Here is a 12,066-nt window from a genome sequence, read left to right on the forward strand (position 1 = left end):
CTTCCAATGGCGGGTGGCTACGTACGGGCGCCCTCGCCGGCATCACTGTCCGCGGCCACCTCGGCCGACTGCTGCTTCGGAATGTCCACGGCTTCCACCGCGGGAGTCTCCTCGACAGCAGGCGCGGCCTCGGTTCCTTCGGCCTCGGCAGACTCCGCCGTCAGGGTCTCGGCCACGGCCTCCTCGGTCGCAACCTCGCCCTTACGACGAAAAAACCGATCAAAAACGCCCATGTCTACTCCCATAACGTTACTCGTGCGAGTGAAGTTCCGCCTTGGCCGGACCGGCCTCCACCGGATTGGGGCCGGACGTGCGCCGGGCACACGCCGGGCCGGAACCTCGCCAGGGCAACGACCCCGCCCCCATCCCGTCACGTAACCCGATCGGGTACATGTCCGCGTCTTGACCTGGGGCTGAGAGACTGGGGCGGTGAGGAAAGCAGCCCCCGCACCGCGGGTCATCGCCGTCGTCGGACCCACCGCGGCCGGAAAGTCCGATCTGGGCGTCCACCTGGCCCGTCATTTCGACGGCGAAGTCGTCAACGCCGACTCCATGCAGCTGTACCGGGGGATGGACATCGGCACCGCCAAGCTGACGACCGCCGAGCGCGGAGGGGTCCCGCACCACCTCCTCGACATCTGGGACGTCACGGAGACCGCGAGCGTCGCCGAGTACCAGCGCCTGGCCCGCATCGAGATCGACAAGCTGCTCGCCGAGGGCCGTACGCCCGTCCTCGTCGGCGGCTCCGGCCTGTACGTACGCGGCGCGCTCGACGCCATGGAGTTCCCCGGCACCGACCCCGAGGTCCGGGCCCGCCTGGAGGAAGAGCTCACCCTGCGCGGCTCCGGCGCCCTGCACGCCCGGCTCGCCGCCGCCGACCCGGCCGCGGCCCGGGCGATCCTGCCCAGCAACGGCCGCCGCATCGTCCGTGCGCTGGAGGTCATCGAGATCACCGGCCGCCCCTACACGGCCAACCTGCCCGGCCACGAGTCCGTCTACGACACCGTGCAGATCGGCGTCGACGTGGCCCGGCCGGAGCTCGACGAGCGGATCGCGCTGCGCGTGGACCGCATGTGGGAGGCCGGGCTGGTGGACGAGGTCCGCGCGCTGGAGGCCCGCGGCCTGCGCGACGGAATCACCGCTTCCAGGGCGCTCGGCTACCAGCAGGTGCTGGCCGCGCTCGCCGGCGAGTGCACCGAGGAGGAGGCCAGGGCCGAAACCGTCCGGGCCACCAAGCGGTTCGCCCGCCGCCAGGACTCCTGGTTCCGCCGCGACCCCCGCGTGCACTGGCTCAGCGGGGGCGTCGCCGACCGCGGGGAACTCCCCGGATTCGCGCAGTCGTTGGTCGAACGAGCGGTCACAGCCTGATCACGTGATGGCATCGGGACGCCCCGGGCGCCCGTTCGGGGGCTCCGGGCGTGCCATCATCAAACTCCTGACGGTGCGGTCACCGGCAGTGAATGGCGGCGTACTGAGTCCGAGTGGGGAGGGCGCGTGGCGATGGAGGCCGGCCCTCGTGACACCGGGCGGGACAACACCCGGCGGGAAGCGGACCCGAAGCTTCTCGACCGGCCGGAAGGCCCCGGCCGAGCCGGCGGCCCCGGAGGCCCTGAGGGCCCCGACGGTTCCGCCGTTCTCGGGCTGCCCGCCGAGCCGGCGCGCCTGACCCCCGACGGCCCGGACACACCGGACTCCGCGGAGGCCGAGGCCGCCGCCGGACCGGAGTTCGAGGTGGAACTGCGTCCGCAGCGCCGCCTGCGCCTGTGGCAGATCGCCCCCATCGTGCTGCTCGCCGCCGCCGGCTCGCTGATGTTCGCCTTCCCGCTCGCCTTCGAGTTCGGGGACGGCGGAGCCGTCGTCGCCATGCTCGGTTTCCTGATCAGCTGCTGCGCGGGCGGCTGGGGGATGATGGCCGCCCGGCGGGTGGGCTACACCTGGCCCGGACTCCCGGCCCGGGGCAGCGGCCGCCGCCCCGACTGGCGCATGGCCGCGCTGTACGCGGTGGCCGCGCTGGCCGTCGTGGCGCTCGCCGTGTACCGGGTCGCCCGCCTGCGCTGAGCGGGCCGCGCCGCCCGGGATGTCCGGCCCGCGGACCGATCGGCGCCTCTGAGCAGGGGCTCGATACGATGGACGGGTGACGCACACCCCCCTCTCCTTCCTCAAGGGCCACGGCACCGAGAACGACTTCGTGATCGTCCCGGACCCGGACAACGCCATCGAGCTGCCCGCGTCCGCCGTCGCGAAGCTGTGCGACCGGCGCGCCGGGATCGGCGCGGACGGCGTCCTGCACGTCGTCCGGTCCGCCGCGCACCCCGATGCCGCTCACCTGGCCGGCGAGGCGGAGTGGTTCATGGACTACCGCAACAGCGACGGCTCGATCGCCGAGATGTGCGGCAATGGCGTGCGCGTCTTCGCCCGCTACCTCGAGTACGCCGGCCACGTCGAGCCCGGTGACCTCGCGATCGCCACCCGTGGCGGAGTCAAGCGCGTCCACCTGGACAAGACCGGCGACGTCACCGTTTCCATGGGCCGCGCCACGTTCCCGGAGGGCGAGGTCACCGTCAGCGTCGGGTCCCGCAGCTGGCCCGCACGCAACGTGAACATGGGGAACCCGCACGCGGTGGCGTTCGTTGAAAGCCTCGACGACGCCGGGAACCTGTACACCGCCCCGCCGTTCAGCCCCGCGTCCGCCTACCCGACGGGTGTCAACGTCGAGTTCGTCGTCGACCGCGGCCCCCGGCACGTCGCCATGCGCGTCCACGAGCGCGGCTCGGGCGAGACCCGCTCCTGCGGCACCGGCGCCTGCGCCGTCGCCGTGGCGGCCATCCGCCGCGACGGCGTGGACCCGGCGACCACCGGCGAGCCGGTCACGTACACCGTCGACCTGCCCGGCGGCACCCTCGTCATCACCGAACACCCCGACGGCCGCATCGACATGACCGGACCGGCCGTGATCGTGGCCGCGGGCGAGTTCGACGCGTCCTGGCTCACCGAAACGGCTTTCGCGTGAAGCTTCCCTCTAATGGGTGATCCGTTTCACGCTGTGCGAGAGGTGGACTGCGCCACGTGGTGGGGTCGGTAACATCAGGCACCGGCCCTGAGGGCTCACCCCATGCCCGCCACCGCCGGTCGAAGCCGCCGGAGGTGCCCATGAGTGCAGAGGCCACGAACCCAGAAGCACACCCCGAAGCGCGCCCTGAGCTCCGCAGACGCGGCCGGACCAGGCTCGATCTGCGCCGGCTCGGCCGCGCCGCCCTGCTCGGGCCCACGTCCCGCGACCGGCTGCCGGACGCCATCGGCCACGTCGCCGAGGCCCACCGCGCCCACCATCCGGACGCCGATCTGTCCATTCTGCGGCGCGCCTACCTGCTCGCGGAGACCTCGCACCGCGGCCAGATGCGCAAAAGCGGTGAGCCGTACATCACACATCCGCTCGCCGTCACCCTGATCCTCGCCGAACTCGGCGCGGAAACCACCACCTTGACGGCCTCTCTCCTCCACGACACCGTCGAGGACACCGATGTGACCCTCGATCAGGTCCGGGAGGAGTTCGGCGACGAGGTCTGCTTCATCGTCGACGGCGTCACCAAGGTCGAGAAGATCGACTACGGCGCCGCCGCCGAACCCGAGACCTTCCGCAAGATGCTCGTCGCCACCGGCAACGACGTCCGCGTCATGTCCATCAAACTCGCCGACCGGCTGCACAACATGCGCACCCTCGGCGTGATGCGTCCCGAGAAACAGGCCCGCATCGCGAAGGTCACCCGCGACGTCCTCATCCCGCTCGCCGAACGGCTCGGCGTCCAGGCCCTCAAGACGGAGCTGGAAGACCTCGTCTTCGCCATCCTCCACCCCGAGGAATACGAGCAGACCCGCGCGCTCATCGCGGCCCACGCCGGGGAACGCGACCCGCTGCCCGCCATCGCCGACTCCGTACGGACCGTCCTGCGCGAGGCCGGCATCGCCGCCGAAGTGCAGATCAGGCCCCGGCACTTCGTCTCCGTCCACCGCATCGCCCTCAAACGCGGCGAGCTGCGCGGATCCGACTTCGGCCGCGTCCTCGTCCTCGTCGGCGAGAACGCCGACTGCTACGCCGTGCTCGGGGAGCTCCACACCTGCTTCACCCCCGTCGTCTCGGAGTTCAAGGACTTCATCGCCGTCCCGAAGTTCAACCTCTACCAGTCGCTGCACACCGCGGTCGCCACGCCCGAGGGCCACGTCGCCGAAGTCATCGTCCGCACCCGGCAAATGCACCGCGTCGCCGAGGCGGGCGTGGTGGCGCTCGGCAATCCGTACGCCACCGGGACGGCGGACACCGCCGCGGATCCCGACGAGGAGCGGGTGGACCCGACGCGGCCCGGCTGGCTGTCCCGGCTGCTCGACTGGCAGCAGTCCGCGCCCGACCCCGACACCTTCTGGAGCGTGCTGCGCGCGGAACTGGCCCAGGACCGGGAGATCACCGTGTTCCGGGCCGACGGGGGCACGCTCGGCCTGCCCGCCGGGGCCAGCTGTATCGACGCCGCCTACGCCCAGCACGGCGAGGCGGCCCACGGCTGTATCGGCGCCCGCGTCAACGGGCGCCTGACCTCCCTCTCCTCCCCGCTGTCCGACGGGGACACCGTGCAGCTGCTGCTCGCGCAGGACGCCTCCTCGGGCCCCGCCGCCGAGTGGCTGGACCACGCGCGGACCCCCGCCGCCCGGATCGCCATCAGCACCTGGCTCGAAGCCCACCCCGACCGCGCGATGACCACCCCCACCGCCGCCCGGGCCCCGCTGTCCGTGGTCGGAGCCCGGGGCGGCGGGGGCAACGCCGTCGTCGACCTGCCGAACGCCACCGTGCGGCTCGCCGGGTGCTGCACCCCCGTACCGCCGGACGCCGTCGCCGGATTCGTGGTCAGGGGCGGAGCCGTCACCGTGCACCGCATCCACTGCGCGGCGGTGGCACAGATGCGCGCGGTGGGACGCACCCCGGTCGCCGTGCACTGGCGGGCGACGGCGGACTGCCGGGTCACGCTGGTAGCCGAATCGTTCGGCCGCCCCCACCTGCTGGCCGACCTGACCGAGGCCATCGCCCGCGAGGGCGTCGAGGTGGTCTCCGCGACCGTGGAACCCCCGGTCGAGCAGCGGGTCCGGCACACCTACACCCTCCAGCTCCCGGACGCAGCCGGGCTGCCGGCCCTGATGCGGGCGATGCGGGACGTGCCGGGCGTGTACGACGTGAAGAGGGCGTAGCCCTCGGGCGGCCTGTCCCCCCGGCCCTCGGCCGGCCCGACGCGGTCTGCCGGCCGCCGGCCGCGGTCTCCCGGCCGCCCGCCGCGGTCTCCCGGGCGGCCCGCGGGGCGCACTGCCGGTGGCTGCGGTGCGTAGGCCCGGTCGGCTCCGGAGGGTCCCGTTCGGGTGGACCCGTCGCGCGCCGTGCGCGGCCGCGAGCCGGCCCCTGGTAAGCGGTGGTGGATGCAGCTCACCTCCCCGCGCCTGCGCGCCTCCCTGCTCGCCGCGGCCTCCCTCACCCTCGTCGCCGCCGTGCTGCCCCCGCCGAAGGCGCTGGGCATCGGCGACCCGCTGTTCCCCGAGCTCGGGAACCCCGGGTACGACGTGCTCTCGTACGACCTCTCCCTCACGTACAAGGACAACCTGACCCCCCTCGACGCGGTCACCGTCATCGACGCCCGCACCCTGCGGCCGCTGGAGCGGATCAACCTCGACTTCACCCATGGCAAGGTGGCGTCCGTCGAGGTCAACGGCGAGCCCGCCCGCTTCGAGAGCGCCGGGGAGGACCTCGTCCTGACCCCGGCGCAGCCCGTCACGGCCCACGTGCCGCTGCACATCACCGTCCGGCACACCAGCGACCCGCGCGGCCGCGGCGACGGCGGCTGGGTGCCCACCGACGACGGCCTGGCCATGGCCAACCAGGCCGATGCCGCCCACCGCGTCTTCCCCTGCAACGACCACCCCGCCGACAAGGCCTACTTCACCTTCCGGGTCACCGCCCCCGAGGGGCTGACGGTCGTCGCCAACGGGGTCCCCGTCCCGGCCCTCCCGGCCCTGCGCACGGGCCCCTCGACCACGTGGACGTACAAGACCCTGCACCCGATGGCCACCGAGCTGGCCCAGGTCTCGGTCGGCCGTTCCGCCGTCGTCCACGACACCGGCCCGCACGGGCTGCCGCTGCGCCACGTGGTGCCCGCCGCCGACCGGCAGCGACTGGACCCCTGGCTGAAGAAGACCGCCGGACACATCGCGTGGATGGAGGAGCGGGTCGGCCGCTACCCCTTCGAGAACTACGGCGTGCTGATCGCGCGGGCCACGACCGGCTTCGAGCTGGAGACGCAGACCCTCTCGCTCTTCGAGCACAGCCTGTTCTCGGGCGAGGGCTACCCCGAGTGGTACGTCGAAGCCGTCATGGTCCACGAGCTCGCCCACCAGTGGTTCGGCGACAGCGTCACCCCGCGCACCTGGTCCGACCTGTGGCTCAACGAGGGACACGCCACCTGGTACGAAGCCCTGTACGCGGACGGCCTCGGCAAGTACTCCCTGGAGCGGCGCATGCGCGAGGCGTACCAGCGCTCCGACCAGTGGAGGGCGGCGGGCGGCCCCCCGGCCGCCCCGAAGCCCGCCGCCCCCGGCGAGAAGATCGGGCTGTTCCGGCCCGTGGTCTACGACGGGGCCGCACTGATCCTCTACGCGCTGCGGCAGGAGATCGGCGCCCCGGCCTTCGACCGGGTCGAGCGGCGCTGGGTGGAGCAGAACCGGGACGGGGTCGCCGGCACGGCCGACTTCGTCCGCCTCGCCTCGCAGGAGGCGGGACGGGACCTCGAGCCCTTCCTGAAGCCCTGGCTCTACGGGAAGACCACCCCGCCGATGCCCGGGCACCCGGAGTGGGGCGGGAAAAGCGTGTGACCTCCGGGGAACGGGCATGTCACCATCGACGGGGCCGTTCGGGGAATCCCCGGACGATGTGACACGTTGGACATGACAGCTAACGTGACAGGTGACGTGGCGGCTCACATGGCAGCTCACGTGCCCGTGCTATTCGAATCGACGTAAGGATCCAATGACCTCCTCTTCTTCCCCTTCCCAGGACGCGCGGGACGCACAGGACGTGCGCGAGGCGCAGAGCTTCACCGAGAGCCTTCGGGCCGATGCCCTGATGGAAGAGGACGTCGCCTGGAGCCACGAGATCGACGGAGACCGCGACGGCGAGCAGTTCGAACGCTCCGAGCGCGCGGCCCTGCGCCGCGTGGCCGGCCTCTCCACCGAGCTCGAAGACGTCACCGAGGTCGAGTACCGACAGCTGCGCCTGGAGCGCGTCGTCCTCGTCGGCGTCTGGACCTCCGGCACGGTGAACGACGCCGAGAACTCCCTCGCGGAGCTCGCCGCCCTCGCCGAGACGGCAGGTGCCCTCGTACTCGACGGCGTGATCCAGCGCCGCGACAAGCCGGACCCGGCCACCTTCATCGGCTCCGGCAAGGCCCGGGAACTGCGCGACATCGTCATGGAGAGCGGCGCCGACACCGTCGTCTGTGACGGCGAGCTCAGCCCCGGCCAGCTCATCGCCCTCGAAGACGTCGTCAAGGTGAAGGTGGTCGACCGGACCGCCCTGATCCTGGACATCTTCGCCCAGCACGCCAAGTCCCGAGAGGGCAAGGCGCAGGTCGCGCTCGCGCAGATGCAGTACATGCTGCCGCGCCTGCGAGGCTGGGGTCAGTCGCTGTCCCGGCAGATGGGTGGCGGCGGCGGTGGCGGCATGGCCACCCGAGGCCCCGGTGAGACCAAGATCGAGACCGACCGGCGACGGATCCGCGAGAAGATGGCGAAGATGCGCCGGGAGATCGCGGAGATGAAGACCGGCCGCGACATCAAGCGGCAGGAACGGCGCCGCAACAAGGTGCCCTCGGTCGCCATCGCCGGTTACACCAACGCGGGCAAGTCCTCGCTGCTCAACCGCCTCACGGGCGCGGGCGTGCTGGTGGAGAACGCACTGTTCGCCACCCTCGACCCGACCGTGCGCCGGGCCGAGACGCCCAGCGGCCGGATCTACACCCTGGCCGACACCGTCGGCTTCGTCCGGCACCTGCCCCACCACCTCGTCGAGGCGTTCCGCTCCACGATGGAGGAGGTCGGCGATTCCGACCTCATCCTGCACATCGTGGACGGCTCGCACCCGGCGCCGGAGGAGCAGCTGGCGGCGGTGCGCGAGGTGATCCGCGAGGTCGGCGCGGTGAACGTGCCCGAGATCGTCGTGATCAACAAGGCCGACGCCGCGGACCCGCTGGTCCTGCAGCGGCTGCTGCGCATCGAGCGGCATTCCATCGCCGTCTCGGCACGCACGGGCATGGGCATCGAGGAACTCCTCGCGCTCATCGACACCGAGCTGCCGCGGCCCGAGGTGGAGGTGGAGGCACTCGTGCCGTACACCCTCGGCTCGCTGGTCGCCAAGGCGCACGCCGAGGGCGAGGTGATCTCCGAGGAGCACACCCCGGAGGGCACCCTGCTCAAGGCGCGGGTCCACCAGGAACTGGCGTCGGACCTGGCTCCGTACGCGCTGGCGAAGCGGTAGGCGGCAAGCGGCAAGCGGTAAGCCGTCATCGCGCGCCGAGCGGCAAGCGGTGACGGAGAACGAATGACCGAGGGCCCCCTGCGGTGCAGGGGGCCCTCGGTCGTTCACCGTCGTTCCGTGACTACTTGAACTTGGCGCTCACGGCGTCGAAAACGCCCTTCGCCTCCGGGCCGAGCCGCGGACCGGCCAGCCAGCCCGCCTTGGCGGGACCGATGGAGGTGTTCGACACCAGCGCCGGCTTGCCGTCAGCGCCCGCGGCCACCCAGCCGCCGCCGGAGGAACCGCCGGTCATGGTGCAGCCGATGCGGTACATCACCGGGTCGGTCGCGTTCAGCGACAGCCGGCCCGGCTTGTCCGTGCACTGGTAGGCCTTCTGGCCGTCGAACGGAGCCGCCGCCGGGTAACCGGTCGCCGTCATGCCCGTGAGCTTCTGCACCGCCGGCGCGTTGAACTCCACCGGAAGAGCCGAACCGACCGTCTCCTCCAGCGACTTGCCGCTGCCCTTCTCGGGCGTCACGTGCAGCACGGCGAAGTCGTACGGGGCACCCGCGCCGCCCGTCGGACCGCCGGTCGCGATCCACTGGTCGGAGGTCTGAGCCCAGTCGCTCCACCAGACGCCGTACGGGGCGACCTGCTCCCGCGGCGCACCCTTGAGCTGCGCCGCCGGCTTGGCCGCGTTGTTGTAGGACGGCACGAAGGCGATGTTGCGGTACCAGCCGCCGGACTTGCCCGCGTGCACGCAGTGGCCCGCCGTCCACACCATGTTGGACTTGCCCGGGTGGGCCGGGTCCTTCACCACGGTCGCCGAGCAGACCATCGAGCCCTCGGGGCCGTCGAAGAACACCTTGCCGGACTCCGGAACGCTCTTGTGGTAGGGCGCGTTGGCCGCCTTGGCGCTCACCGGCGCCGGCGTCGGGTCGGTGACGCCCTGGTCCTTGCCCGCGTCGGGGTCGACGGACGGGCGCTTGGGCTGCTCGGCGTCACGCATGCGGTCCGGGTCCCACAGGCCCTCGATGATCGGGTTGATGTAGTCGCCCGCCTCGCGGAGCCAGTCCTCCCGCTTCCAGTTCTTCCACTCGCCCCCCTTCCACTTCTCCAGGTCGAAGCCGTGTGCCTTCAGCTTGTCCTTGAGCTGGTCGGGGATCTTGACCCCGTCCGTGCCCGGGAGGCTCGCCGCCACGGTGGGCTTGGCGTCGCCGCCGGCCTCCCCGTCGCCGGGGCCGCAGGCCGAGGCGGTCAGCGCGAGCGCGGCCGCGCACAGGAGCGCGGTGACCGGTCGGTTCGGTCGCATGTCGTTCGTCCCCCTGGTGTTTTCGAGGCGTGGAGTGCAGCCCCCCACTATGCCGCTGAGGTTGGGGACGGCACAGGCCGGGGCGGCGGTTCCTGCGTCTCGTCCCTTGGCGGGCAAGGATCTTGGGCCCACCCGTGATCCCGTGCCGTCACCGTCGTTGGTACGTACGGGGGATGGGGGAGCAGCGTTCGTGTTCGAGGCGCAATCCGGAAGAGAAATCCGTGCGGGAGGACGACACTCGTGGCTTTGACCGAGCCGGCCGCGGCTGCAGCCGCGGAGCAGATCCCCCACCAAGTACCGGCGCAGGGAGGCCGTGCACCGGGGCCGGGCGCTCCCGGCGGGGCCGCCGCCGCACCGGACGGCATCCTGCGGCGGCAGGCGCAGCGGGAGTCCGCCGCCCGGACCTACGCGCGCTCCCTGCCCATCGTCCCGGTGCGCGCCCGCGGGCTGACCATCGAAGGCGCCGACGGGCGGCGCTACCTCGACTGCCTCTCCGGCGCCGGCACCCTCGCCCTCGGCCACAACCATCCGGTCGTCCTCGAAGCCATCCGGGGAGTCCTCGACTCGGGCGCCCCGCTGCACGTGCTGGACCTGGCGACCCCGGTCAAGGACGCCTTCACCACCGAGCTGTTCGCCAACCTGCCGCCCGAACTGGCCGCCGACGCCCGCATCCAGTTCTGCGGGCCGGCCGGGACGGACGCCGTGGAGGCCGCCCTCAAGCTGGTGCGCACCGCGACCGGGCGCTCCGGGCTGCTGGCCTTCACCGGTGCCTACCACGGGATGACCGCCGGAGCCCTGGACGTCTCCGGCGGCGCCCCCGACGTACGGGTGACGCGGCTTCCGTATCCGCAGGACTACCGCTGCCCCTTCGGAGTCGGCGGCCCCGAGGGAGCCGAACTCGGCGCCCGCTGGGCGGAGAACCTCCTGGACGACCCCAAGGGCGGCGTGCCCGCCCCCGCCGGCATGATCGTCGAACCGCTGCAGGGCGAGGGCGGGGTCATCCCGGCCCCCGACGCGTGGCTCCGCCGGATGCGCGAGATCACCGCGGCGCGGGGCATCCCACTGATCGCGGACGAGGTGCAGACGGGCGTCGGCCGGACCGGCGCCTTCTGGGGGGTCGACCACGCCGGCGTCGTACCCGACGTGATGGTCCTGTCGAAGGCGATCGGCGGCAGCCTGCCGCTCGCGGTGATCGTCTACCGGGCGGGCCTGGACGCCTGGGCCCCCGGCGCCCACGCGGGCACGTTCCGCGGCAACCAGCTGGCCATGGCCGCCGGTACCGCCACGCTCGCCTTCGTCCGCGAGAACCGGCTCGCCGAGCGCGCCGGCGCGCTCGGCGAGCGCATGCTGACGGCCCTGCGGGGCCTGGCCTCCGACCAGCCCTGCATCGGCGACGTCCGGGGCCGCGGCCTGATGATCGGCATCGAACTCGTCGACCCCGCCACCGGCGCCGCCGCACCGGACCTCGCCGCGACCGTCCGGCAGGAGTGCCTCGACCGCGGCCTGATTGTCGAACTCGGCGGCCGCCACTCGGCCGTCGTCCGGTTGCTCCCGCCACTGACCCTGACCGACGAGCAGGCCGCAGCGGTCCTCGACCGCCTGGCCGACGCCATCCCGGCCGCCGCCCACCGGCCCCGCTGACCCGCCACCCCAAGGACCCGCGATGCCCGACGCGCCCCAGCCCCCGCCTCCCCACCACCCCCTCCCCACCACCCCCGGGCCGCTCCCACCCGTCGCCGACGCGGCCCCCCGGCCGCTCGCACCCACCGGCCCGGCCCACCGGCAGCTCCCATCCACCGGCCTCACCTCCTGGCCGCTCCCGGCCGCCGACCCGACCCCCGGCCCCCTCTCGGCGGCCGACCCGGCTGCCCGGCAGCTCCCACCCACCGGCCCGGCCCCCCGACCACTCTCGGCCGCCGACCCTGCTGCCCGGCAGCTCCCACCTACCGGCCCGGCCCCCGGCTCACTCTCGGCGGCCGAGCCTGCCGTCCGGCAGCTCCCACCCGCCGGCCTTACCTCTTGGCCGCTCCCGGCGGCCGTTGACGCGGCCCCCCGCCCGCTGTCGGCCGCCGGCCCGGCGCCTTGGCCGGGCCCGGATGCTCGGGATGGCCATCGCCCGCCGGTCCCCGGTGGCGACCCGGCCCAGCCTGGTGCGTGGCCCGGCCTGGAGCCGCCGCCGACTGGGCCGGTTCCCCAACCGCTGCCGGAGGCCCGG

Annotated in this window: 9 protein-coding genes; 7 read left to right on the top strand and 2 right to left on the bottom strand. The window is 73.0% G+C overall.

The annotated features are described in order from the left end of the window. Positions 1–17: 17 nt before the first annotated feature. Positions 18–176 carry a gliding motility protein gene (locus tag ACIP5M_RS21125; protein ID WP_401199177.1) on the bottom strand — a complete coding sequence of 53 codons (159 nt, stop codon included), beginning with the start codon at positions 174–176 and terminating at the stop codon, positions 18–20. Positions 177–429: 253 nt separating this feature from the next. Between ACIP5M_RS21125 and miaA the strand changes: the two genes are divergently transcribed. The 6 genes from miaA to hflX all read left to right on the top strand — a co-directional run bounded on the left by miaA (position 430) and on the right by hflX (position 8,560). Continuing rightward, complete coding sequence (miaA, locus tag ACIP5M_RS21130) at positions 430–1,368, top strand: tRNA (adenosine(37)-N6)-dimethylallyltransferase MiaA (protein ID WP_401199179.1); 939 nt, start codon at positions 430–432, stop codon at positions 1,366–1,368. A gap of 126 nt (positions 1,369–1,494) precedes the next feature. Continuing rightward, positions 1,495–2,058: a hypothetical protein gene (locus ACIP5M_RS21135; protein WP_401199181.1), complete on the top strand. Its 564-nt coding sequence runs from the start codon at positions 1,495–1,497 to the stop codon at positions 2,056–2,058. A gap of 76 nt (positions 2,059–2,134) precedes the next feature. Next, a complete protein-coding gene (dapF, locus tag ACIP5M_RS21140) occupies positions 2,135–3,010 on the top strand; it encodes a diaminopimelate epimerase (protein WP_401199182.1) in 876 nt (291 codons plus the stop codon). Between the two features lie 140 nt (positions 3,011–3,150). Further along, entirely contained in the window at positions 3,151–5,232 is a 2,082-nt protein-coding gene (locus ACIP5M_RS21145) for a RelA/SpoT family protein (protein ID WP_401199184.1), read from the top strand. 222 nt (positions 5,233–5,454) lie between these two features. Next, a complete protein-coding gene (locus ACIP5M_RS21150; protein WP_401199186.1) occupies positions 5,455–6,900 on the top strand; it encodes a M1 family metallopeptidase in 1,446 nt (481 codons plus the stop codon). A gap of 154 nt (positions 6,901–7,054) precedes the next feature. Beyond that, the gene (gene hflX / locus ACIP5M_RS21155) at positions 7,055–8,560 is read left to right on the top strand and encodes a GTPase HflX (protein WP_401199188.1); all 1,506 of its coding nucleotides are present in this window, start codon (positions 7,055–7,057) and stop codon (positions 8,558–8,560) included. Positions 8,561–8,681: 121 nt separating this feature from the next. Here hflX and ACIP5M_RS21160 read toward each other — a convergent pair whose 3' ends face one another. Beyond that, the gene (locus ACIP5M_RS21160) at positions 8,682–9,851 is read right to left on the bottom strand and encodes a trypsin-like serine peptidase (protein WP_401199190.1); all 1,170 of its coding nucleotides are present in this window, start codon (positions 9,849–9,851) and stop codon (positions 8,682–8,684) included. Between the two features lie 363 nt (positions 9,852–10,214). Here ACIP5M_RS21160 and ACIP5M_RS21165 point away from each other — a divergent pair, with 363 nt between their 5' ends. Continuing rightward, the gene (locus ACIP5M_RS21165; protein ID WP_401199467.1) at positions 10,215–11,492 is read left to right on the top strand and encodes a diaminobutyrate--2-oxoglutarate transaminase family protein; all 1,278 of its coding nucleotides are present in this window, start codon (positions 10,215–10,217) and stop codon (positions 11,490–11,492) included. Positions 11,493–12,066 lie beyond the last annotated feature (574 nt).

The organism is Streptomyces sp. NPDC088762, from assembly GCF_044750905.1.
Taxonomy (GTDB): Bacteria; Actinomycetota; Actinomycetes; order Streptomycetales; family Streptomycetaceae; genus Streptomyces.